This is a genomic window from Paenibacillus sp. S28, assembly GCF_016624415.1.
GTDB classification, from domain to species: Bacteria; Bacillota; Bacilli; order Paenibacillales; family Paenibacillaceae; genus Paenibacillus_AQ; species Paenibacillus_AQ favisporus.
The window spans coordinates 40,392-64,730 of record NZ_JACVTM010000012.1 but is presented as its reverse complement, the minus strand read 5'-3'; the positions used below and the strand labels follow the sequence as shown (position 1 = coordinate 64,730).

Sequence of the window (24,339 nt, the reverse complement as noted above, 5' to 3'; positions counted from 1 at the left end):
ACTACGGCCGCATCCATAGACCCGTATGCAGAACATCCGCCTGAAAACGAAAAAGAGGCCCCCGCAGGACCTCTTCATACTGTGTTTTTAACTGACCGAACGAGGCGCCCTTAGATGAGCGTCCCCTTCTTCAGCATTTTCGTCGGATGGTCGTTGACGACCAGCGGCAGCATCTTCATGCTGCTCACCATTGGAGAGTTGCACTGGACGCAAACTGGCTCCGTTTCAAAAGCAAAGTTGTCTCTCATCCAGCCGTTGCATCCATCGTTTACGCATGACCAGATTAAAGTATCGGCCTCGGGAATTTCCTCGACCACTTTTTTTCCGAAATACATCGCGAACCCTCCCGTTATTTACCTCAGTTCATCGGTGTCCGCTTAGTATGCCCCAGAAATATATATTTATGATAAAAATCGCCTGATGATCCGTAAAACAGCTACCGCTGGATTTCGTAGTACGTTTCGTCCGCGTGCTTGCGGTCCGTTCCTTTCAGATATGCCCATATAATTTTCGGGTTCTTGACGACGCCCCAATCGCCGTACTGATCGAACTTCCGGCAGGAGGTCGTCATGCTGGCCTTCGTGACGGTGCCGTATTTCTTCCCCTGCTGCTTGCCCCATTGCTTGAGCCGCTTGGCAAACTCGGCGTCTTCCGCCATCAGCATGTTTTCGTTAAAGCCGCCGATCGCTTCAAAGTCCTTCTTGTGCCCCCAGAACAGTCCGACGGTGACCAGTCCGTATTTGAACAGAAGGGGCACGATCAGCAGCATCCCGGAGACGATGATACCGAGTGACACCCGCTCAAACTGGCTCCTCACCCCGCCGCCGATCCATTGTCCGGTTGCCAGCAGCCGGTCGATCTCCGTCAGCATGTTGTCCGTCACCCAGCTGTCGGCGTCAATCGTCACGATGATGTCACCCCTTGCCGCCTGAATCCCGGCGTTGCGGATCTGCGACAGATTTTTGCTGTCGTTCTTCACAATGACGGCCCCGTACGACGAAGCAACCTCCTCAGTCCGGTCGGTGCACCGGTTTAAGACGGTGATGATCTCCACCTGTCCCGGATAAGGCTTCGCCGCGGCAGCCAGAGAATCAAGGCAGCGCCCGATATAGTTCTCTTCGTTTCTGGCCGGAATAATCACCGAAAATTTAATGTTCCCCGTGTGGTCGGTACCTGCGAACCGCTTTGTTTCCATCAGCCATCTCTCCCTAGGATTGATTACTTGCGAATCCCATCAAGCAGTAACGTGGTGGCTTTGCGGAACAGCTCTTTCATCGCTGCCTTGTCCATCAGGTGGTAGCTGTCGCTGAGACCGGAGTAATAGCTGAGAATAATAAAGGAAAGCTCCTGCACGCTCTCCCCTTTCCATTCCCCGCTGTCCAGTCCGGCCTGGACCAGATCCTCAAATCCCTTCATGTAGTTCTGGATGATCTCCATGAACCGCCGCCCGGCTTCCGAATCGGCACCCACCCGGATCATAAATTCCTCGCCGGCCTTGTTGAGCGGCTTCTGAAGCGTGTCGACAAAATAGTCAGCGTAAGCGTAGAGCTGCTCCGTCGCGGAACGATCTTCCCCGGACTGCTCATGCCAGGTCTGCCAGGAGTTCGTAAACGCCTGCTCCGCCAAGTAGAGAAACAAATCCTCTTTGCTCTGAAAATGGTGGTAGATGCTTCCCTTGCTGCAGCCCGTGGCCTCGCAAATATCCATCATGGACGTTGCGGCATACCCTTTGGCGGCAAACAGCGCCTTAGCTCCCTCGACAATGGTCTGTTTGGTCTGTTCGGCTTCGTATTTACGCTTTTTCATGATCGGAAGGCTCCTTGTTGTTTTAAAACCGACCGTCCGGTTTGTATCCATTATATGGTATTTATGGGCCTGGTGTATGCTGCTTCTTTGTCTGTTTTTTGACATTTTCGGGCAGCCTGCTCCGTCGGGTAGCCCATGCTCATGCAGTAGCCACGCCGGATCGGTTATGTCATAATCAGGATCAGGGAGATTGTAAAAGGTACGGAATAAACGTTTGGTAACCGGTGGTCCCGGTATCACCTGAGGAAAAGGAAGCGGTGCGCATGTTTGAAGATATTACGGAAATAGCGGGGCAGATGCTCATTTTGGACCGGACGGCACACCTGGAGGATGTGGATGCTCTGTATCCATTCGCGATGGACGAGCTGCTGTGCCGGCGCACAGGAGAAGGCGGTCCGCCATTATGCCATATTTGGCGCCATCCCCGCTCTTTTATTATCGGTCTGAGGGACAGCCGGCTTCCCGGAGCGGAGCAGGCCCGGGCTTGGCTGGAATCGCTCGGGTACCGAACGGCCATCCGCAATTCGGGCGGCGCCGCCGTTCCGCTCGATCCGGACGTGGTCAACGTGTCGCTCATCCTGCCGAAGCGGGGCGCGGGCGATCTCCACTTCCACCGGGACTTCGAGCGGATGTACGCGCTCATCCGGCAGGCGCTGGCCGCCACCGGCAAAACGGTGGACAAAGGGGAAGTCGCCGGGGCTTACTGCCCGGGTGACTATGATCTGAGCATCGGCGGACGCAAGTTCTGCGGCATTGCGCAGCGCCGCCAGGCCCATGCCTACGTGATCCAGGCTTTTGTCATCGCAGGCGGATCCGGGCGGGAGCGCGGTCAGCTGGTCAAGTCGTTCTACGACCTGGCTGCAGCCGGGGCCAAAGACGGAGATTACCCGTCCGTTGAGCCCGGTACCATGGCTTCGCTGGACGAGCTGACCGGCATGGGCCCGGGGGCGGCCGATACGTTTGCCGCTTCCGTCAAAGAAGTGGTCCGGAGCCTGCAGACGGCCGCGGGAGTATCCGAGGCGGCGAGCCGCCTGCATCTGCCGGCCGAGGAGGAAATCCGGGAGATGACGGTCAAGCTGATGCACCGTTACACGCCCCGTACGCCATAAGCCCGCCACTGTAAAATTAAAATCCGCCCGCGAAATTTATCGGGGCGGATTCATGATCAGCAGAAGAATGCTCTTATCCAGCGTATCATTCCAGTCTATAAAGCAATCGGATACCGGCTGATGCAGCAGGCCGTTCAGGTGCTTGCTGCGCATAATATACTCTTTTTCCAGTCCGCTCTTCACCGACTTCAGCAAGCGGCCATGGCCCATCCGGATCAGTGCCTTCTCCAGCTCCAGATACACGCCGCTTCGCACCACCAGCAGCGTTCTGGGATTGAGCTCATAAGAGTCGATTTGCTCGGGTGATTTTTGAATCTGCCGGCAAATGTGGAGTATTTCCGCTTCCACTTCGGATTTCGCAGGGTACTCCCTGTTCACCGCGGTGCCCTGTTTGACCGCCTCTGCCGATACGACTGCGATCATCCCCGATCTTTTACGGAGATTCCAGTCATAATACACCTCTTCCGGCTTCGATCCGTTCATGATTTCAAGATAACTGATAATTTCGGGAATCACCGCCCGCATCAGATTGGCTCTGGTCTGCACAATCATGTCCTCCTGCTCCTGTTCCAGCAGGATGCGTTCAGACGGCGTCAGGAAGTTGCGCAAATATATCGTAATAAAGGTGTGACCGACAGAAACCACCACGGATTCAGGTCCTTTGCCAAAGTGGTCTCTTAATAGCTTGCTGGTATAGCTGGCAAAGAGCTGATGAAATGGTTGTTGGTTATGTAATTGATCCATTGAATTAGACGCGTCGTTGCGGTACGCTGCTAAACATAATCGCGGCAGGCCGCTATATCACGTGTCCGCAAAAGCGTGTCTTTATATCCCTCCTGATTACGAAATAAGCGGGTGTTTCCCTGTCCCCGGCACAACCCCCGGGTCCTCAGCAAAACAAAAAGGCCTAACTTTCCCTTTAACAGCAAGAAAAAGTTAGGCCATAAATGACTTTTATCCAAGGATATATTCATTCATTTACCCGACAATATGAAATTGACGTTTACCAGTCTTGATTATAGCATAGGTATCGTTCCAAGAACAACCGCGTTTCATAAAGTGCGAATATGTTTATTTACATTCCAAATTAAAGCAGATGAGCGGAGGTTGACGGCATGAACGGTGCGGAGATCAAAACGATATTTTTTAAGGATGATGGTGTCATTCCGGGCAACCCCAACCTGCCGGTCATCCTATACTTGGGTTCGCTTAAGGATGAACCGGAGGAAACGGAAGCTATCTTTAACCGCAACGGCTGGCTGAACAGCTGGACGAACGGCGTCTTTGATTACCATCATTATCACAGCAATGCACATGAGGTGCTGGGGGTTATTCGCGGCTCCGCCGTGCTTCAGCTCGGCGGTGAACATGGCCAGAAGTTCGAGCTGACCGCCGGTGACGTGGCCGTCCTTCCGGCCGGAACGGGGCACAAGCGATGCTCTGCAAGCAAAGATTTCAGGGTCGTCGGAGCCTATCCGGACGGCATGGATTACAATCTGTGCACCGGCAAGCCCGGGGAGCGCCCAAACGTGCTGGAAGACATCGCCCGGGTGCCCCTTCCGAATACCGATCCGCTGTACGGTGCGGCGGGCCCGCTCATGAGTGCCTGGAAACCTCAGCAGCAGACGGGAAATCACGCTTAATCCTTCCTTGGACGACCGCTGGTTGAACGAGCCTCGTGCAGCGGAATGCATTACGGCTCTGAACAAGTTAAGCCGCAAGCAGCTCCCCATTTGACATTCCTGACAAAATAGGTTTCGATTAGGATCAAACGTCAATTGAGGTGAACATGCCATGCGGCTTCTTGTCATTGAGGACGACAAGCATTTATCCGATACGGTATGCGAGACGACCCGGGACCTGTTTGAGGCCGATCAAGCCTTTGACGGCGAAGAGGGACTGTATCTCGCCCAGCAAAATATATACGATGTCATCATTCTGGATATTATGATGCCGGGTATGAACGGGTACGAAGTGCTGACCCATCTTCGGGAATACGGCATCTCCACGCCGGTGCTGATACTGACCGCCAAGGACAGCATCGACGACAAGATTCAGGGCTTCAAGAAGGGGGCCGACGACTATCTCGTCAAGCCGTTCCATCGCGAGGAGCTCCTACTTCGCCTGGAGGCCATCGTCCGGCGCTCTGTCGGTGGGTTCAGGGAGCACACCCTCTCCTTCAAGGAACTGAAGCTCAATCTGAAGAGCCGTATGGTCAGCATTGGCGAGGAAGCGATCCTGCTGAACGGCAAGCAGATCGACCTGCTGGAATACCTGATGAACAACAAAAACATTATCGTGACCAAAGAACAAATTTTCGACCGGGTCTGGGGTATGGATTCCAACACCACCAACACGGTGATCGAGGTCTATATCAGCAACCTGCGCAAAAAGTTCAAAGCGGCCGGTTACGACAAATACATCAAGACGATCCGCGGCATGGGGTACATGCTGTCGGAGAACGGTGAAGATCATGAATAAAAACAAAGTGATCCGTCACCAGCAGCTCCGGCTGATTCTGTACAATCTGATCGCATTCACCCTGCTCTTCGGCTTCTTCGGAGCGATCGTATTCGGCCAAATGCGAACAACGCTGTTCGCCAAACCCGACCGGGATCTGACCATGTACAAAAGCATCATCGAAGCCAGGTTCGGCGGCAGTCCGCTCAAGGATGGGGCGTCGGAGCGGTTCCGGTTTGGCAGGGTCATGCCCCCTCCAAGCCCCCGGATCATTCCCGTTCAATGGGACGCCAACGGAGAAATTACCAACATCCAGCAGATCGGCATGCTGAACTACGAAAATTACGGCTTGGAAAATCTCAAATTCGACCTGTCTACGATCGGCGTCATTTCCAACCTGACCTTGAACGGCACGTACCATTTCCGCACACTGACCGTTCCCGACCCCCTTTTCAAGGGCAGCTACATCCAGCTGCTGGTTGATGTCGATACCGAGCATAATCTGCTGGGCAACTTCAAGCGCATCATCATCATTTGTGCGGCCGTGTTTATCCTGCTATCGATCACCGCCAGTATCATTTTATCTCGGAAAACGATGAAACCCGTCATACGCTCTTGGGAGAAGCAGGTGGAGTTTGTGGAGAACGCATCGCATGAGCTGCGGACCCCGCTCACCATCATCCAGAACAAACTGGAACTGCTGCAGACCATGCCGGATAAAAAAATCGTGGACACGTTCGAGAACATCGCCTTGTCCCTCTCAGAAACGCGTCGGCTGTCCCGGCTGACGACCGATCTGCTCACGCTCGCCAGGGCCGATTCCACCGAAACCCAGCTGGAGAAGCAGCTGGTCGATATAGACGAATTGATCCACGAAATGTGCAGCCCGTATATCGAGATCGCCGAGCTTTCGGACAAGCATATCTGGCTCCGGCTGACGAGCATGGCCCGGATCCAAGCGGATCCCGCCCGGCTTCACCAGCTGATGGTCATTCTGCTGGACAATGCCCTCAAATACACGGGAGAGCACGACAGCATCGGGATCAGCACCTATATCAAGGAAAATCGGGTGTTTATCGAAGTCATCGACACCGGCATCGGGATCAGCGAGGAGGGCCTTCAGCGCGTCTTCGACCGGTTTTACCGGGAAGACCGGGCACGCACCAGGGAGAGCGGCGGCTCCGGACTCGGGCTCTCGATCGCCCAGTGGATCGTGCACAGCCATCACGGCACTATCCAGGCGCTTCATAACCATCCGAAGGGCGTCATTATCCGCATTCGTCTGCCTAAATAGCTGCCTCCCTCTACTCGGATTTCCAGGCAACGTATCATCCCCCTCACGTCTTGAACACGAAGATGTAGAACGCCCAGACCAAAGCGGTCGGAGCCGCACACCAACGAACAATCGCGAGCTGACCGCATCATGCTTCGATAGCAAAGCAAGCTTCGCTTTAACAACAAAAGAGGCAGTCTGTACCGGCGACCCTATTAGGGGTCTGGTACGGTCCGCCTCTTTTTATATCAACAATAAAATTAAAATGTGACGATGATCATTTGCCTTTTGGCCATCCACAGCATAAAAAACGGGATCTGTCCTTATACAATGGACACATCCCTATTTTGTCCTACAAAAGAAGGACAAAACATATATATCCTCCTGCATGCGGTCGGACTCAAAAATAACTATATTTAGTGCCAATATCCGACCCATGTCCTATATATGGAGGCGGATGTTTGAGCAAGGATATGTCACCTCTGTCCACCATTTAAAAGACAAAAACTGATTTTGTCCATTATAAGTAGACAAGATCAATTTAACCGTGAACCCGCTCTACATCGTCTAAATCGCAAACCATTCAGCTATTCTCTTCTCCGGCATTCTTCAGGTTTTCTGGACTGAATTTCCAAATTTACGGCCAGCCTGGCGGTAAGGATGTTCTACGCTGGCTGGCCGATCTCCAAACTTCACAATATAAAATACTGGATCTTTGCCGCCATCCTGAGCAACGCCACGCCTGGCATCCTTACACCCTGCGCGATACGAGCCGCACCAGGTCGACGGTCAGCACTGGCAGGGACACAGAAGCGGGATATGCCAGAAACCGCGGTTCCCATTCGGGCGAAAACTTGCTCTTGTACTTCCGGAGGCCCTTAAATCCGTACCAATGCCCTCCGTACTGGAACACCAGCGCGGCCAGCTTCTCCTCGCGCAGCGCGCTCCGGGTCTCGCCCACGCTTGCCAGCGGCGCGTTCCCGAGATTAAAGAGCTCGTATCCCTGCTCCTTGGACCACTCCAAGAGCTGGACAAACAAATAATCCATCGTCCCGTTCGGAACCTGGCTGCGGTGGCGCATCAGATCGATGGATATCGTCCGTCCGCCGTCATAAGCCGGGGCAAGGGACGCAAAGGCAAAGATGCTTCCTCCGGTCTCCCGCAGCACGGCAATCGGCGCCTCCTGCAAATAGCGCTCGTCAAACCAGCCCAGGGAAAACCCTTTTTCCCGCCTGCCGTGCATCCAGTCGTCCGACACTGCCCGCAGCTCGAGCAGCAGCTCCGGTGCAAAAGGCGGATGAACCACTTCAAACACCGCCCCCTCCCGCTCGAAGCGGTTGCGTACCGTGCGCAGGTCGGTGTTTTTCTTGCCCGACAGCGTAAACTGATCCAGATGCACCAAGGCTTCTTCCCCGAGCTTGAAGAACCGATAGCCGAACTCATGATACATCGGCAGATAGCCGGGGGTCGCCTGATAGAAGACCACGGACATCGCGTAGGTATCGGCCATTTGCAAAAACTCGCCCAACGCATCCGGTACCAGCTTCTCCGGACCGAGCGGATCGCCGAGCACGACCAGCTTGTCCCGCGAGCGGGCGTAAGGGATCAGCACTTCGCCGTCCACGGACCAGTAGAAGCTTTTATCCCCCGTAAACAGCATATGGGTCAGCAAATTTCCTTGATGACTCTGCAGATACTGCCGCAGCCTGTCCAGATCGGCCGGTGTCGCCGGGGCCGCCACCTTGCGGCTGGGGCGCAGCACGATCAGCATGGTCAACAGGATCCATGCCCCGGCGAGACCGATTACGGCGGATGCGGCATACGGATTGGAGCCGACCATCCAATGCATCCGCTCCGTGGTCGGCAGGTGGCGCAGCCATCCGTGGTGGACATGGGCACCGACCCAATAGTAAGCCAAGGCGATGACCGCAGAGAGCACGTACCATACGGCTGCGCTTCTCCACTCGATCAAGGCGCCCGAGCGATAAAAGCGGGCCCGCGAGATCCACAGCATCAGTGCAACGATCAGCAGAAAGATCGCCTCTTCGAAATCAAACGCCTTCGTAAAGGTGAAGACCGCCCCGGCGAACAGCAGCCCGCTCGTCCACAAATACGCCCCGCGGATACGGAGCGAAATGCCCCGGGAGAGGATAATCAGCATAAAGCCGATCATGACCGACAGCAGGTGGGAGATGCGCATGATCGGCATGGACAGCAGTTCCTCCGACAACCGCAGCCGATACAGCAGTCCCGGCGTAGCCGCCGACAGCAGCAGAAGAAGACCGCTGACCAGCACGAGCTTGCCAAGCGCCCACACGCCCAGATCGCTGAGAAAGCGCATCTGCCCCGGCCAGCGCCACAGCCGCTGCCAGGCGTTCAGCGGAATCTCGACGGCGGTCTCGACCTTCTCCAAGGTGCGTTTTGCTGGACTGCCGAATTCGAAGGCCGACATAATCAGCCCGATCAGCCAAGGTATAACGTAGTAGAACAGCCTGAAGAGCACCAGGACGGCCATCGCCCTTTCGGCCGGAAATCCCATACGCTCAATGCCAAGAAGGACGGTCAGGTCAAACGCGCCGATCCCTCCCGGCGCCATGCTGAGAATGCCGGCAATGGCGGACACGGTATACATGCCCATGACGCCCTGGAAGGTCACGTCATGCAGGACGCTGGCGGCAATCAGCCAAAACGTCACGCCGGCGCAGGCCCACTCCAGCAGCGATGCGCACAGAGAGACGGCCACCGTGCTCCACGGCGTTCGGCCTTCCCCTTTGTTGAACCACCGCGCGAATAGCGATGAGCGCTGCATCAGAATAAATAAAGGCAGGTAAAGGGCCATCCCCCATACGGCGAAAATCAGCCAGCGGTGCTCCCGAATCATCGCGGTTGCCGGGAACAGCCCGGTTAAAACGGCCCAGGACATGATGGATAACCCCGTTATGATGACCGGTGACAAAAACACGACCGCAGACGCCATCAGTGAGGGCGCAATGCCGCTCCTTTTATACAGCAGGGTACGGAGACCGGCGCCAGTCAGTCCGGCAAAACCGATAATATTGTTAAACGTGTTGGCGATCCAGGCGTAGCGGAACGTGTTCCACCAGCCAACTTTCAGCTTGAAATGCATGCGGATCATGTAATCGTACAAGCTCATCACCCCGACGGAGAACAGGGAAAACAGACAGATCCCCACAACGGTGCCCACCGGCAACAGACGCAGCTCATGGAACGTACGCCCCAGGTGAATCTGCCGCAGCTCCCGCTGCCCCTCCCAATAGACGAGCGCGATCACCGCAAGCGGAATGAGCAGACGAATCGCTTTGATCTCATATATCGAAGCCAGGATACGGAAAAATTTGTACCGCTCCAGCTTTTCCTTCATGCTATGCACCCTTTCAGCAGCGAAAACCCATTGATGTTAGTCCTGACATTCTTCCTTATCCTACCATAAAGCACTCTTCCCATCCAAACACGTCTAATGAACCGGGTTTTTATGGGGAGATCGCGATGAGAGACCGGCAAACGGGGCGGAGAGAAACGAAGGCACGAAGGCCAGATTCGGCTGCCAAGTATCGGAATAATGCTGTCGGAATAACGCTGAATGTTAAAAAATCCGGCCCCGCAACAAGCGGAGCCGGACCATTCCATTTTTATTCTCAATCGATCACTTCATTGGAGAAATCATCTGCATTTCCCGGCCCCAATGGCGGTGCATGGCGATGGACTCGACCAGCTGCCGGGCAAAGACGCTGCCGTCTTCCGTCTCCTTGCGGATTACCAGTCCGGTATCCTCCCCAGGAGATGTCAGATGGCCGGAAGATGCCGAGGCGTCGGCAAAATGAATGCCTGAGCCGGACAGCAGTCCGGTCGCCAGCTCGGAGGCGCCTACGGTTTTGAAGTGGTTGTAGGCTTCCGTCACGAAATTGACCGCCTCTTTGATACCCTGCAGCTTGGCGATGCTCTGCTCCCCGCCAGCTACATAGACGGCGTCAAACAGCACGGAGTCAGCCGTCAGGAAGGTATGCATGGCCTCCAGCTGGCTGCCGTCGGTTCCGGCGATCATCCCCAGATTCTCGCTGACGACTTCCGGCACGACGCCTGCTTCAGCGAAGGCCGTGAGGACGGCCTTCATTTCACCCGCGTCGAATCCGTCAGCGGCCAGCACCGCCACCTTACGGGTAGCCGGAGACATCGCGGTGTGAAGCTGGCTCAGCGCCGGGGAAGCCTTGGTTTCCGCACCTCCTGCCACAGTCGCTCCGGAGGCTTCCTCTCCAGCCTTCGGCGGGTTGACACCAACGCCGAGGGCGATTTGCTCAGCCAGCATGAGATCAACGTTGCCGAACATATCGACAACCTGCTGCTGCACGCTTTTGTTTTTCACCTTGCCCACTTCAAAGCGGAAAGCTTTAATGATATGCTGCTTCTCCACGTCGGACATGCTGTTCCAGAACAGCTTGGCCTGGGTATAGTGGTCCTTGAAGCTGTCGCTGCGCGCCCGGACCTTGCGTCCCTCCACCTTTTCCTGATAGTGGGTGTATCCGCCCTCCTGCTCCGAAACTGGATGGGGATCGTTGTTTCCAAGGGAGTTTTTATGATAGCTCGTTTGGCCCCGGTTGATCGTCATGCGGTGGTATCCGTCGCGCTGGTTGTTATGGATCTCCGCCACCGGCCGATTGATCGGAATCTCATGGAAATTTGGTCCGCCCAGACGGATCAGCTGCGTATCGGTATAAGAGAACAAGCGTCCCTGCAGCAGCGGGTCGTTGGAAAAATCTATCCCCGGCACGACGTTGCCAACGTGGAAGGCCGCCTGCTCCGTTTCGGCGAACACATTGTCCACATTGCGGTTCAGCGTCATTTTCCCGATGCGCTGAACGGGAATGAGCTCCTCCGGCCATATTTTGGTCGGGTCGAGAATATCGAAATCGAAGTTGAACTCCTCATCCTCCCGGATCATTTGCACGCCAAACTCATATTCGGGATAGTCGCCCATTTCAATCGCTTCCCACAGGTCGCGGCGGTGAAAGTCGGGATCCTTGCCGGCGATTTTCTGCGCTTCGTCCCAGACCAGGGAATGCACGCCCAGCAGCGGCTTCCAGTGGAATTTGACGAAATGCGCTTCGCCCTTGTCATTGACGAGCCGGAAGGTATGTACGCCGAACCCCTCCATCATCCGGTAGCTGCGCGGAATCGCCCGGTCCGACATCGTCCACATGACCATGTGGGCCGATTCCGTGTTATTGGCGACAAAATCCCAATGCGTATCATGGGCCGTCGACGCCTGCGGAATTTCGTTATGGGGTTCGGGCTTGAACGCATGCACCAAATCAGGAAATTTCAGCGCATCCTGAATGAAAAAAACCGGAATGTTGTTGCCCACCAGGTCGAAGTTGCCGTCTTCCGTGTAGAACTTGGTGGCAAAGCCCCGGGCATCCCGCACCGTATCAGCCGAACCCCGCGAACCAGCCACGGTGGAGAAACGCACGAACACCGGCGTTTTCATCGACGGGTCCTGCAGAAACTTCGCCTTCGTATATTGCGTCATCGGCTTGTACACCTGAAAATACCCGTGTGCGCCAAAGCCCCGGGCATGAACCACACGCTCAGGAATACGCTCATGGTCAAAGTGGGTCATTTTCTCCCGAAAATGAAAATCCTCCATTAACGTCGGCCCGCGTTCGCCTGCTTTGAGCGAATGTTCGTCCTCAGAAACCCGAACGCCTTGGTTCGTAGTCATGGGTTTCCCCGCATCGCTGACGCGGAATTCCTCCAGCTGGCTGTCCTTAACATCCTTCTGCGGCTGCTGTTCATTCTTACGGTCCATCAATGCATCCCCTCCTGGTCGGTTACGGACGGTGTCCGAGTATTTACACCCGTTATTACCCGAATGAAAATCCACCCAAACGGGAATGTTAACCTGGACATCTGCGGTGCATTCGTTAAAAGCCAGGCTGCAGAGGCGTTTTTCGGATTCCAAACTTTTTTGCCAAACCATATTTACATTTCTATAAAAATAGATATAATAAGATTCATGGATACCTTATTAACCATTAAAGCACTATCAAACGAGACCCGGTTTAAAATTCTCGAATGGCTGAAGCATCCGGAGGAGCACTTTGACCCTCAGGAGCATATGCCGGCATCCTGTAATTTCAAAGGCGGCATTTGCGTCGGCAGCATTTCGCAGAAGACAGGGCTTGCACAGTCGGTTGTTTCAGGCTACCTGGTGAAATTGCAAAAGGCTGGTTTGCTGGAATCCCACCGGGCCGGCCAGTGGACCTACTACAGACGGAATGAGGAGGGTATCAATCGTTTTATCGAACAACTCAAGAAAGAGCTTTAGGCTAAAATGACATATGGTACACATCTGAACCTTTTGGCTTAAACGCTCTTTCTTTTCATCATATATATCTATTTTTATGTAAATGTATAAAGATATAAATCTCACATATTGGAGGAAACCGATACATGAACAGCAATCCACAGCATACCCGTTCCACCGCAGCTTTATTCGAACCGTTTACCATTGGCAACTTGACGCTGCCCACCCGCATCGTCATGGCGCCCATGACCCGCGGATTCTCCCCGAACGGAGTACCGGGCCCGGACGTAGCAGCCTATTACCGCCGCCGTGCCGAGAACAACGTCGGCCTCATCATTACCGAAGGTACGGTAATCAATCACCCGGCGTCTACTGACAGCCCGAACATTCCGAGATTTTTTGGTGAAGACGCCCTGAACGGATGGGCCGAAGTGGTCAAGCAGGTTCATGAAGCCGGAGGCAAGATCATGCCGCAAATCTGGCATATCGGCATGACCCGTCCGATCGGTGCCGAGCCGAATCCGGAAGCGATGCCAATCGGTCCCTCGGGCCTTGATCTGAACGGCAATCAGGTTTCCGAACCGATGACCGAAGAAGAAATCGCCTACGTGATCCAGGCTTATGCCGATGCGGCTGCCAATGCCAAACGGATCGGGTTTGACGGTGTGGAAATTCATGGTGCCCACGGTTATTTGATCGACCAGTTCCTGTGGGAACAGACGAACCGCCGCACGGACCGCTACGGCGGCGACATGATGAAACGCGCACGCTTTGCGATTGAAGTCGTGGAAGCCGTCCGCCGTGCCGTAGGACCGGATTTCCCTGTCGTGCTGCGCCTCTCCCAATGGAAGACGAACCAATACGACGCAAGGCTCGCCCCAACACCGGAAGACCTTGGGAAGCTGCTTGGCGCCTTGTCTGACGCGGGCGTCGACGTGTTCCACTGCTCGACCCGCCGTTTCTGGGAGCCGGAGTATGAAGGATCTGACCTGAACTTCGCCGGCTGGGCCAAGAAGCTGACGGGCAAACCGGCCATTACCGTCGGTTCCGTCGGACTCGACGAAGCATTCACGAGCCTGTTTGCCGAAGGCAAAGGTGCAGGCAGCAAGGATATCGACGATCTCCTGGAACGCCTGGAGAACGGCGAATTTGACCTAGTTGCCGTAGGCCGTGCATTGCTTGGAGACCCGGCTTGGGCCACCAAAGTGCGTGAAGGCCGCTTCGACGAGCTTGCTCCGTTCACGCCTGAAGCGCTGAAAACACTGGCTTAATGCGGTCCCGCCCCACCCCCGGGACAACGCGCCGCGTGAAGCCTTGATATAAATAAAGACCGGAAGAGGGCTGCAGCCTCTTCCGGTCTTTTTGCTGTGTACAGAATATTGTTCTTTTTTGACTTGTGCACAATGCGTTCATACGTTTACAAGTTATTAGGAATCCAGCGTGGAGTCCTTCCCGCTGACATGGGCCATCTGCTGCTTGCGGGACCGCCCGCGCGACAGGGTTTCCGGCAGCACGATCAAGGCCGGAACCAGCATCGGCAGCAGGATGAAGCAGAGCACGACGAGACCGACGATCACGGCCGCAGCCAGCTCGATCAAGAGCACGAGCCCCGAAGGCATCAGCGTTGCGAACGTTCCGCCGAGAATGACCATGGCGGAAATAATGACGCCGCCCACGCTTCGGGCTGCCTTGACGATCGCTTCTCCCGGAGACAGCTCCCCGTATTCCTTGTAGCGCTCCATCAGGAAGATGCTGTAATCCACGCCGACCGCGACGATGACGATGAAGGAGAAGAACGGTACAAAGGACGATACCCCTTCCGCCCCAATGATATAGGTCGTCACAAACTTCGAGGCACTCATCGCTACGTAGTAGGAAGCGACAAGCGACAATACGATAAATACCGACGGCCAGAAGGAACGGATCACGAACAGCAGAACGACGAACACGCTGACGATGACAATAATCGCCGTGCTGTTGAAGGATTTGATCTGGGCCTCATTCGTATCGTACGTCGTTGAGCTTGGTCCCGCAGCTCCGAACTTGGCATCGCCCAGCACGGTTCCCTTCAGCGTACCGGAAACCTCGCTGTTGATTTTCTCAATCGTGTCCATGGCCGCCGGGGAATACGGATCGTCGTTCAGGATGACGATCAGCTTCGTAATCTTGCGGTCCTTGGACATAAAGGCATCCACTGCCTGCTGGAAGTCCTTGTTCTCCAGCGCTTCCCGTGGAATAAAGAAGGTCTTCGAGCTGTTCAGCTGGGTCAGGAAGTCATTGGTCTTGCCGAGACCTTCAGAGATGTCACCCAGTCCGTTGCCGCTCTGGTCGATGCCTTCTTTCAGCTGGGACATGCCGCCCGAGAGGCTGGATAGTCCGCTCAGCAGCTGCTGCTGCCCGCTTTGGACGCTGCCCAGCGCAGCATTCAGCTTCTTCATGTTTGCGGCGATTTCCTGGCTGCCGCTGCTGCCTTGGCGCAATCCCTTGGCCAACTGGTCAGCCCCTTGCTCCAGCGCTGCCAGGCCGGTGGCCATTTGCTTCTGCGCCGCGGCAATTTGGCCTAAGCCGCCGGAAGCCTGGGCGAAGGATGCGTTCAGCTTGGCATAATTCGCATTCAGTTCCTTGAGACCGCCGTCAAGCTGCGCCAAACCGGTAACGAGTCCTTCGCCGGTCTGCTTCAGCTGGATATAGTTTGGATCCTCGGCCAGCTCGCTGTGGCTGTCACCCAGATTGCCGATCAGCGTATTCATGCCGGCAAGCCCCTGCTGAATTTGCGGAATCTGTCCGGATACCTGCTCATAACCGCCTGCGAGCGAAGTGTATCCTTTGGACAGCTCGGTGAGTCCTTGGTTGATTTTGGACGTATTGGTGCTGACGGTGTTCATGCCGGCTTCAAGCTTCGCGATGCCCTTGCTGAGCTCCGATGCGCCGCTTGCTCCCTGCTGTATGCCGCCGGACACCTGCGAGATCGCATCCGTAATTTGATCGTAGCCCTGCTTGACCTGTCCCGTACCCGACACCAGCTGATTGGCGCTGGAGAAGTCAGGCGTCGTCAGCTTATCACCGATCTGGTCCAGGCCGTCCTTGATCTGGTCCACGCCTTTTTTGGACGCCGAAATGCCGTCCGTCACCGTTTCCGTCTGGCTGCTGATATAGAAGTCCTCCACAGGCTCCGACTGCGGCTGGGTCACGCTTGATACCGACTTGACCCCGTCGATGCCCTTTAACTTCTCGGTGAGCTTGTCGATAACCCCAAGCGTGTCGTTATTGTCCATCGTCTTGTCGTCTTCGATGACGACAGTCGTCGGCAGCGCCTGGCCGCGGCTGAAATGATCGGCTACGATGCTGAAGCCTTTGGTAGACGGATAGCCGTCCCCGAGCTCCTTCAGCTGGTCGAAGGACAGCTTCTGGCCGCTGGTCAGCAGCACCGGAATCATCAGAATGACGATGATGACCGTCACGATGACCGGATGCTTAACGGAAACTGCCGTCAGCTTCGCCAGGAAGGTGCTTTCCTTGTGGCCCGCCACCTTTTTCGACGGCCAGAACAGCTTCGGTCCGAGCGTCTTCATCAGGAACGGTGTCAGCGTTAGAATTTCAAGCACCAAGATCACTGTGCCGATCGCAACCACATTGGCCGATTTATAGATGCCGAAGTCCGAGAAGCTGAGTCCCGCAAAGGCAATAAAGACGGTAAGAATGCTGTATACGATCGTTTTGCCCGCCGTTCTGTAGGAAGCGACGATGGCTTCATCGACGGATTTGCCATGCGACAACTCCTCTTTAAAACGGTTGAACAGCAGAATGTTATAATCCGTCCCGATTCCGAACAGGATGAGTACCAGCAACATCTGGGTCACGCTGGTGACCGGGAAGTTCATTTTATCGATAATCTGCGCCGCAATCCCCATCGAGCAGAGGTAGGATATACCTACGGCAAGGAGAGACACGAACGGGATCACGATCGAACGGAACATGACGATGAGCACGACGAGAATAAAAATAACGGTCAGCGCCGCGCTTTTCTCCACCCCTGCCGTGGACGCCTTGATGTAGTCGTTCTGGATGAAATCCTCGCCGCTTAGGTAGTATGTCGCTTTGACATCCTTCAGCGCCTGATTGAACTGATCCGTGATTTCTTCCATATCCCGCCCGTTCTTGTCAAGGCTGAAGCTGACCATCACGGTCGTGCCGTCCTCCGAAATCAGCTGAGATTTGGCTTCAGGCATCGAGAACGGGTCCAGGACTTCAGTGATGCCAAGCTCAGACTGCTTCGCCTTCATGTTCATCACGCCGCTCTCGATGCTCTTCATATCCTCATCGGTCAGCTTGTTTTCTTCGTGGAACACCACGATGTCGCTGGTCCCGCTCTGGCCGGTCATTTTATTGAGCAGCGCCCCCGCAACCTTGGAAGGGCTGTCTTCGGCGAGGGGATCCTGGCCTCTCTGCTGGAGAATGGCATTCACGTTGGGCTGGAACACGGTCAGCAGGACCGTTGCCACCAGCCATAACACCAGAATCGCCCAGCGCCACTTGATGATTTGCCGCATGTTGTTGTTATTCCTCCTTCAACTTCCTTAGTAAACAAGCGTTCATTTTTGAGCGAAAAAAAGGGAATCCCTTGGATTCATCCCTTTTTCTTATTCCAATGATCGGTGCCAAAGTAGTACAGATATACCAGTTGGTTCACCAGCCGTTTGACCGTTTCCCCGTCTTCATGATCGCGCAGAATCAGACATACGCCTTCCACCACGGTTCCGCCCAGCATCTGGGCCGTCTGTTTCTCTTCCAGCGTCAGCTCGCTGGTCTCATCCTTACCGAAGCGGAACATGCTCTCCAGAATCGATACGACCAAAGCGCATATACTTGCCTTCACGCCGGCGTATTTGGAACCAGTGCTGCGGTTGAGCAAAATCATCAGCTCGGCGCTGGATTCCTCGAACAGATCGAGAATAATACTCTCGACCATCTGAAGGCAGTCGCTCGCCTCCGTCCCTTTGGCGAAGTTCTGGTCCACTTCCTCCTTGATGACCAGGATGTTGGCGATGCAGCGCTCATAGACCGGCCCGACCAGCGCTTCGAACAGCTCCTCTTTATTTTTAAAATAACGGTAGATATTCCCGGTGGTCATGCCGGCGGAGGCGGAAATGCGGCGCATGGAGGCATCGGCGTAGTCGTGCTGCTTGAATTCGGCCAGTGCGGCGTTCAAAATACTTTGGCGGACGTCATCTTTGAGAATTTGCATAAATAAACACCCGTTTACTGATAGATTAATGAGTTTATTATAGCGGCTCCATCGCCTGCTGGCAAATGTCGTTTTTCCGGCTTTTCATCCTATGCGGGAAATTGTCGAAACATACGTTCATTTTAGGCGGTTGTGGACGTTCTACTTAAGTATCGAAGTGCTTTCGGTCCGGCTGCCCTTCCACCCTTAGTGATGTGCCACCTCGATCAGATAAGTAGCAGCACCTGCCCGCATTCCTGCCCTTCGGCTCCGCATCCTCGGCTAGACCGCCCGCTCCTCGATCTCAAAGCCGAGATCCTCGATCATCGCATGGTCCGCAAGCACGTCCTGCCCTTCGGTCGTCAAGTAGTCGCCCACGAACACCGAGTTGGCTGCGTAGAGCGCGAGCGGCTGCAGAGAACGGAGGTTCAGCTCCCGGCCGCCAGCCACGCGGATTTCCTTAGACGGGCACGCGAGGCGGAACAAAGCCAGCACCTTCAGCGCCTTCAGCGCGGGCGTACGTCCGGCCTGCTCCAAAGGCGTCCCCGGGATCGCGTTCAAAAAGTTGATCGGGATCGAATCGGCGTCCAGTTCCCGCAAGGCGTAGGCCATGCCGACGATATCCTCGTCACTTTCGCCCATGCCGATAATGACCCCGGAGCAGGGGGACAAACCGGAGGCTTTGGCCTTCTGCACTGTGTCCACCCGGTCGTCATAGGTGTGCGTTGTGGTAATGCGGCTATAATTCGCTTGGCTCGTGTTGAGGTTGTGGTTATACCGATGCACCCCTGCCTCAGCCAGTTTCTCGGCCTGCCCGTCCTTTAGCAGCCCAAGGCAGGCACAAATTTTAAGCGGCATCGTCTCCCGGATTTCCTGAACCGCCTCCACTACTTGATCCAGTTCTCTTGGCGACGGGCCCCGGCCGGAGGCCACGATGCAGTATGTACCCGCTTTACGCGCAAGAGCCTCCCTGGCTCCGGCAAGCACCGTCTCTTTATCCAGTAGGCTGTACTTCTCGATCGGCGCCGTAGATACGATGGATTGGGAGCAGTAGCCGCAGTCCTCGGGACACAGCCCGCTCTTGGCGTTTAAGATCATGTTGAGCTTCACCTTCAGGCCGTAGTAATGCTTTCTTACCGTAAAAGCAGCCTGCATCAGTCCCAGAATCTCATCGTTCGGTGCGTTTAATACGGCCAGTCCCTCTTCCATGGTAAGCCGCTGCCCATTCAGCGCCTTGTCGGCCAATGCCTGCCAGTCCTGCCGTACCGGGCTTCCCAGAACCATGTCCTTCTGCATAGGTTATCATCCCTTCGAGCTGTTATATTTTCGGTATTTGTTAAGTCGTTACATCGGTCTATTTGCTACTCGTTAATTGTCAACCAAACCAGTGTTATGTTGGTTGACAATTAATTTACCGCTATTCTAGCAGATCCATCATCCGCTGTAAATGTGCGAAAAAGGCAATCCACTGTCTCTGATTTTGCATCTCCCTTGCAGGCGACTCTACCGCACCTACCAAAGGCAGCCGCTGGACGCTGTTGTTCTCCAAGCGGCACCGGTTCCCGAAGGGATGCCTTTCACGAATGACGCAAAAAGGCAGAGAGCTTTAGCTCCCTGCCTTTTCTGACACACAGATGATCCAGATTACCGCAGATGGTACCGGTTGGATGGTAAAGAACACCGGGGACGAGGGGCAGCGCCCGAATATCCTAACGCGTTCCTTATCCGTCTACTTTAATATGATATTCCTTTTTCAAGTACTGATGAATCCGTTTGAAGTCTTCCTGGTTCAGGTCGTGCAGGTGCTTGCCCTGCTTCAGCTCCCTGCCCAAAATAATGCCGATTGTCTGCGCCGCCAGGGCGGTGTTCGGCATGATGCGTGCACTGCCGTAGGCCTCGATGGCTGCCCCGATATTTTTGCCGGTCACCAGGACGTTGTTATAGCCCTTCAGCTCAAAAGAGCGCAGCGGAATGCCGTAGCGGTCCGGCTGCCCGAGATGGATGCCCTTCGGCACCGTCCGGGTTCCCTGCAAATCCAGCGCATAGCCGCCGATGCTGACGTTGTCCCAGAACATCCGGCTGTTCATGACGTCCGAGAAGGTCAAGATATAATCCGTTTCGAACCGGTTATAGTCACGGATATACAAATAATCCGGAAAGCCGTTCAGCTCGGCCCGGTCGAATCCCGGGATGTTCTTCCTCAAAAATTGCAGGATGAACGGAGCCTCTGCCTGTGCTTTATCCAGGGCGGTCTGCACCGACTTCGGATCGGAAGGATTGACGTCGAAGATCAGAAGGGAGTTCATAATGGCTTCGCCGCCCTTCTGATAAGAGGTGTTCATTCCTCTCAGCAGCAGCTGCGGATCGCGCGGCTTGTATTTGAGCGTGATGTTGCTGAACCCGGTGGCAAAATCCCAATCGACATACGTATTTCCGCCGTACTTATCCCGGACGTTGGTCAACGGGTAGTCGTCCAGCACGGCCTGGTGGAGCTTGCTCCAGTTCACATGCTTGAACTTCAGCATCATCGTGGCCGCCATGTAGTCGGGATGGCCGACCTTTGAAATGCGCTCCATCCCGGTAATCCGCTTCGCATTGAGCTTGCCGGTCAGGGCATTAAAGTCCGTATTTTCCACCCAATAGCCCGCCTCTACCGTAACGACGCTGCCTTGAGGATCCCGGTACGTCAAGGATTTCAGCAGCTTTTTGCTGCCGCCGGAAGCCGCAGCCGTGACGGACTTGACCGTGATTCCGCTTTGGACCGGAATTCCCTTGATCAGTCGGTTATAGTACCGGTTAAAATCGGCCGTCTTCCGGATCTTCCCGCTGTTGTAGCCGTCAAACAAGGTTTTGATCTCGCCCTGGACCAGGCTCCGCTTCTTGGCGTCATGCGGCTCGTCCAGAAACATCATCTGCCCCTGAATCAGCTCGCCGCCCGGCTTGCTCCGCGGATCGAGAATCAGAACGCTCAGCCCCTGCTTTTGCGCTTCCCGGGCCAGCAGCACCCCCTGTATTTCACTGCCGATGACGACAACGTCGTAATACTTGCTCTGTGTGTGCGTGCCCTGCGCTTGCTTGCCCTGCGTTCCCGCTGTGCCCCCCGTCCTTACGGGAGCATCCACCTGAGCCGTCGCGGCCTCATGGAACAGGGATGTCGGCGTCAATGAAATAGCCAGCCCTATAAGCAGGAGTGGAACAAGGACGAAATATACGAATTTCCTCTTATTGATCATGAAAAAGCATGCGCCCCTTATCCCTTTGTAATCGTGTCTGGAAAACGTCTAATCATGCCGTCTTGGTTATCAATAACCCGTGACGGATATTATAAGGCAACGTCAGAGCAGGCGAACCTTTCCATAAAAGATGCCCCAAAAACGCTCCCCGTATGTTTGCGGTCATTCCCTCAGTCACCCTCCGCCGGCTTTAGGAAACGCGGCTTAAGTTTACCGGAGCAGCGCCTCCCAGTCCGAACCCGACAAGTCAACCGGAATGTCCTGAAAGCTTCCCTTCAGCACATCGGTATCCTTCAGAAGGTTTCCCGTCAAAATGCAGACCGCCGTCTCATCCTTGGTAATCGTCCTCTCTGCGATCAGCTTCTGCAATCCGGCGAGTGTCGCCGCCGATGCCGGCTCGCATCCGATTCCGCTCCGGTCGATCTGCGCCTTGGCGGCGAGAATTTCCGCATCGGTGACGGAGCAGGTTACGCCGCTGCTCATCTCCAGCACGCTGCGCGCTTTTTTCCAGCTCGGCGGGTTGCCGATGTTCAGTGCCGAGGCCAGCGTATCCGGCCGGGGTTCCGGCGTCATCACCGGGCTTCCCGAAGCCATCATGCGGTGGAAGGGACTGGCCCCTTCCGCCTGGATCAGTGCGATCCGCGGCACCGACGGGATGAACCCGAGGCTTTTCAAATCGGCCAGCCCTTTGCCAAGTGCAGATACGTTGCTGAGCGCGCCACCGGGAATGATGATCCAGTCCGGCAGACTCCAGCCGAGCGTCTGGGCGATTTCATAAATGATGCTCTTCTGACCCTCAATCCGCAGCGGGTTCACCGAGTTGCAGACATACAACCCCAACTCCTCGCCCCGCTTCTCCAAGAAGCGGATTCCGTCATCATACGTGCCGTCAAAGCTGAGGACCCGGGCGCCATAAGCCTGAGTCTGCAGCACCTTGTTCGCGGATACCTTCCGATTGGGGACGAATACATACGCCCGGCTCCTTCCCATGGCTGCATACATGGCGAGCGATGAGGAGGTATTGCCCGTCGAGGTGCACGCAAATGCGGAGTACCCGAGAGAACGACCATGCGACACGGCCACGGTCATCCCGTTATCCTTGAATGAGCCGCTCGGATTCTCGCTCTGCGCTTTGAAGTACAGCCCGCGGATTCCCAGCGTTTCGCGAATCGGCTCCGGAGCGTACATTCCGGTGTTGCCTTCATATTTAGTAACAATATATTCGTCCGGAAGTTCCGGATAAATTAATTCTTTATACCGCCATACGCCGCTGGCATAGACCCCCATCCGTTCGGACAGGCGCTCCTGAAACTGCCGCTTCAGAAGCTCGGCATCGGCCAGCGCCAGGTTCTGCTCCACTTCCAGCAGCCCGCCGCACCCGCATCGAACCTGAATCGGCTCCAGGGGATAACTGCTGCTGCAATCCACGCATTTCAGCCTCATTGACAAATTCCTCCTATTTTGACGTTGTGCTTCCTCAAATGGTTGCACCCGCCTGTAATTTAAGCTTAGAATATGCTCTGTTATGGTATAAATCTAATATATTGTTTTTCATAAAACATAAATTTCAATTATGAATAGACCTGGATCTCTAATCCCTATGTAAAGTGCGAGTTCAAAAAGGCCGGTTTTCAGCACCGAGGTTTATGCTTCCGATGTGTGTTTTTTCAAAACACTTGAATTGGATGAAGCAAGGGACTGAGGAGCAGAGCGTACGTAGTGGGTACGTGAGCACCGGATGGCCCGGCTGAATTCAAGATTCGATGCCGAATCAGCTTCCCGATTTACTTCGTGATCAAAAGCGGACTTTTTGAACAACCTCGTAAAGGAGAATTTCCATGAACCTGCATGCGCTTCGCCTCTTCTACCAAGCCGCTTCCCTCGGAAGCGTAACTCTCGCAGCCGAGGCTCTGCATCTCAGCCAGCCCGCCGTGACGGCCCAAATTAAAAAGCTGGAACGCGAAATCGGCCTCCGCCTGCTGATCCCTCAGGGGCGGGGCGTCATGCTGACAGAGGCCGGCAGACATCTGGCCGCCGAAGCCCGGCGGCTGTTCGAGCTGGAAGGCCATATCGAGGAGACCCTGGAGCAGCTGAAGGCGGGCAGCGCCGGCAAGCTTCACTTGGCGGCCACCTATCTTCCGGCCAACTTCCTGCTCCCCAAGTGGATTGCCCGCTACAAACGCGCTTATCCCGGCGTCGGCGTCGAGCTCAGCACCGCCAATTCCAGCCAGGCCGCCGATCTGCTGCTGCATTACCGCGCGGAGATCGCCTTTATCGGCGGCATCCGGCTGGACCATCCGCTTCTGCTGCGCACCCCTTGGTATGAGGACGAAATGTGCTTTATCGTTCATAAGGGGCATCCTCTGGCCGGCGCCCGGGTCACCCTGGAAGAGATGCTGCAGGAGCCGTTCATCTACCGCGAGGAGGGCAGTTTCGGCAGAGAGCAGCTGATCGCACTATGCTCTGCCCGCCATCTGCCCGCCCCGCCGGTCGGGCTGCAGATGAACGGTCTGAACGAAACGCTGCGGGTCGTGATGGAGGGTTACGGCGCGGCTTTTCTGTCGCTGCTGGAGACCCGCGAACATATCGCGGCAGGCGTCATTTCCCGGGTGGAAGTCGACGGCGTGCATATGACGAATCCGGTCTCCATCTACACCCGGAAGGAGGAGGCCTCTCCCCCTGCACAGCGGTTCATCGATATGATTTTGGCCAAGTCATAACTTGTCGAAAAGCGTAGTCTTTTTCAGTACAACTATAGGAAGCTTTGTCGAAGAACGGCTGGTGCTGGCGGTAAAGGCTGGAGGTTAGAGTTAAAGGTAGATGAGATGAGATGTGATGTGATGTGATGTGATGTGATGAGATAGATAAGATAAGGAAAGGCAAACCGCGGGACATAAAGTCCATACGGCTTG

At 55.2% G+C, this 24,339-nt stretch carries 18 protein-coding genes; 7 read left to right on the top strand and 11 right to left on the bottom strand.

Annotation, left to right across the window (positions count from 1 at the left end; translation table 11 throughout):
• Positions 1-110 precede the first annotated feature (110 nt).
• The 3 genes from IAE55_RS24580 to IAE55_RS24570 form a co-directional block, all read right to left on the bottom strand.
• Positions 111-335, bottom strand: a complete 225-nt coding sequence (locus tag IAE55_RS24580; RefSeq protein ID WP_076172035.1) for a cold-shock protein — start codon at positions 333-335, stop codon at positions 111-113.
• Between the two features lie 101 nt (positions 336-436).
• Entirely contained in the window at positions 437-1,198 is a 762-nt protein-coding gene (locus tag IAE55_RS24575) for a glycosyltransferase (protein WP_442793350.1), read from the bottom strand.
• A 20-nt stretch (positions 1,199-1,218) separates the two neighbouring features.
• Positions 1,219-1,806, bottom strand: coding sequence for a TetR/AcrR family transcriptional regulator (locus IAE55_RS24570; protein WP_105445504.1), 588 nt, complete (start codon positions 1,804-1,806; stop codon positions 1,219-1,221).
• A 263-nt stretch (positions 1,807-2,069) separates the two neighbouring features.
• On the opposite strand from IAE55_RS24570, the gene IAE55_RS24565 reads away from it, so the two are divergent.
• Positions 2,070-2,915, top strand: coding sequence for a lipoate--protein ligase family protein (locus tag IAE55_RS24565; RefSeq protein ID WP_200634150.1), 846 nt, complete (start codon positions 2,070-2,072; stop codon positions 2,913-2,915).
• A gap of 36 nt (positions 2,916-2,951) precedes the next feature.
• Here the strand turns inward: IAE55_RS24565 and IAE55_RS24560 are convergent, their stop codons facing one another.
• Positions 2,952-3,659: a DUF2294 domain-containing protein gene (locus IAE55_RS24560; RefSeq protein ID WP_105445502.1), complete on the bottom strand. Its 708-nt coding sequence runs from the start codon at positions 3,657-3,659 to the stop codon at positions 2,952-2,954.
• A 371-nt stretch (positions 3,660-4,030) separates the two neighbouring features.
• On the opposite strand from IAE55_RS24560, the gene IAE55_RS24555 reads away from it, so the two are divergent.
• The 3 genes from IAE55_RS24555 (at position 4,031) to IAE55_RS24545 (ending at position 6,669) form a co-directional block, all read left to right on the top strand.
• Positions 4,031-4,558, top strand: coding sequence for a cupin domain-containing protein (locus tag IAE55_RS24555; protein ID WP_105445501.1), 528 nt, complete (start codon positions 4,031-4,033; stop codon positions 4,556-4,558).
• A gap of 151 nt (positions 4,559-4,709) precedes the next feature.
• Positions 4,710-5,396: a response regulator transcription factor gene (locus IAE55_RS24550; RefSeq protein ID WP_200634149.1), complete on the top strand. Its 687-nt coding sequence runs from the start codon at positions 4,710-4,712 to the stop codon at positions 5,394-5,396.
• Positions 5,389-6,669, top strand: a complete 1,281-nt coding sequence (locus tag IAE55_RS24545) for a sensor histidine kinase (RefSeq protein ID WP_200634148.1) — start codon at positions 5,389-5,391, stop codon at positions 6,667-6,669. The genes IAE55_RS24550 and IAE55_RS24545 overlap by 8 nt, the downstream gene beginning before the upstream one ends.
• Before the next feature lie 730 nt (positions 6,670-7,399).
• On the opposite strand, the gene mprF is transcribed toward IAE55_RS24545, so the two are convergent.
• Entirely contained in the window at positions 7,400-10,039 is a 2,640-nt protein-coding gene (gene mprF, locus IAE55_RS24540; RefSeq protein WP_200634147.1) for a bifunctional lysylphosphatidylglycerol flippase/synthetase MprF, read from the bottom strand.
• A gap of 273 nt (positions 10,040-10,312) precedes the next feature.
• Positions 10,313-12,472, bottom strand: a complete 2,160-nt coding sequence (locus tag IAE55_RS24535) for a catalase (RefSeq protein WP_200634146.1) — start codon at positions 12,470-12,472, stop codon at positions 10,313-10,315.
• Between the two features lie 207 nt (positions 12,473-12,679).
• Here IAE55_RS24535 and IAE55_RS24530 point away from each other — a divergent pair, with 207 nt between their 5' ends.
• Together IAE55_RS24530 and IAE55_RS24525 are read left to right on the top strand one after the other, a co-directional pair.
• Positions 12,680-12,991 carry an ArsR/SmtB family transcription factor gene (locus IAE55_RS24530; protein WP_105445588.1) on the top strand — a complete coding sequence of 104 codons (312 nt, stop codon included), beginning with the start codon at positions 12,680-12,682 and terminating at the stop codon, positions 12,989-12,991.
• Between the two features lie 125 nt (positions 12,992-13,116).
• The gene (locus IAE55_RS24525) at positions 13,117-14,241 is read left to right on the top strand and encodes an NADH:flavin oxidoreductase (RefSeq protein ID WP_200634145.1); all 1,125 of its coding nucleotides are present in this window, start codon (positions 13,117-13,119) and stop codon (positions 14,239-14,241) included.
• 156 nt (positions 14,242-14,397) lie between these two features.
• Here IAE55_RS24525 and IAE55_RS24520 read toward each other — a convergent pair whose 3' ends face one another.
• From IAE55_RS24520 to thrC, 5 genes are all read right to left on the bottom strand, one after another.
• Positions 14,398-17,520 carry an MMPL family transporter gene (locus tag IAE55_RS24520; protein WP_200634144.1) on the bottom strand — a complete coding sequence of 1,041 codons (3,123 nt, stop codon included), beginning with the start codon at positions 17,518-17,520 and terminating at the stop codon, positions 14,398-14,400.
• A 77-nt stretch (positions 17,521-17,597) separates the two neighbouring features.
• Positions 17,598-18,215 carry a TetR/AcrR family transcriptional regulator gene (locus tag IAE55_RS24515; RefSeq protein ID WP_105445497.1) on the bottom strand — a complete coding sequence of 206 codons (618 nt, stop codon included), beginning with the start codon at positions 18,213-18,215 and terminating at the stop codon, positions 17,598-17,600.
• Between the two features lie 261 nt (positions 18,216-18,476).
• Entirely contained in the window at positions 18,477-19,490 is a 1,014-nt protein-coding gene (gene bioB / locus IAE55_RS24510; protein WP_234489827.1) for a biotin synthase BioB, read from the bottom strand.
• A 425-nt stretch (positions 19,491-19,915) separates the two neighbouring features.
• Positions 19,916-21,427 (bottom strand): FAD-dependent oxidoreductase, encoded by a 1,512-nt coding sequence (locus IAE55_RS24505; RefSeq protein ID WP_200634143.1) that lies wholly within the window; start codon positions 21,425-21,427, stop codon positions 19,916-19,918.
• A gap of 210 nt (positions 21,428-21,637) precedes the next feature.
• Positions 21,638-22,870, bottom strand: a complete 1,233-nt coding sequence (thrC, locus tag IAE55_RS24500; RefSeq protein WP_200634142.1) for a threonine synthase — start codon at positions 22,868-22,870, stop codon at positions 21,638-21,640.
• 395 nt (positions 22,871-23,265) lie between these two features.
• Between thrC and IAE55_RS24495 the strand changes: the two genes are divergently transcribed.
• Positions 23,266-24,147 carry a LysR family transcriptional regulator gene (locus tag IAE55_RS24495; RefSeq protein ID WP_163882009.1) on the top strand — a complete coding sequence of 294 codons (882 nt, stop codon included), beginning with the start codon at positions 23,266-23,268 and terminating at the stop codon, positions 24,145-24,147.
• The last annotated feature ends 192 nt before the right edge of the window (positions 24,148-24,339 follow it).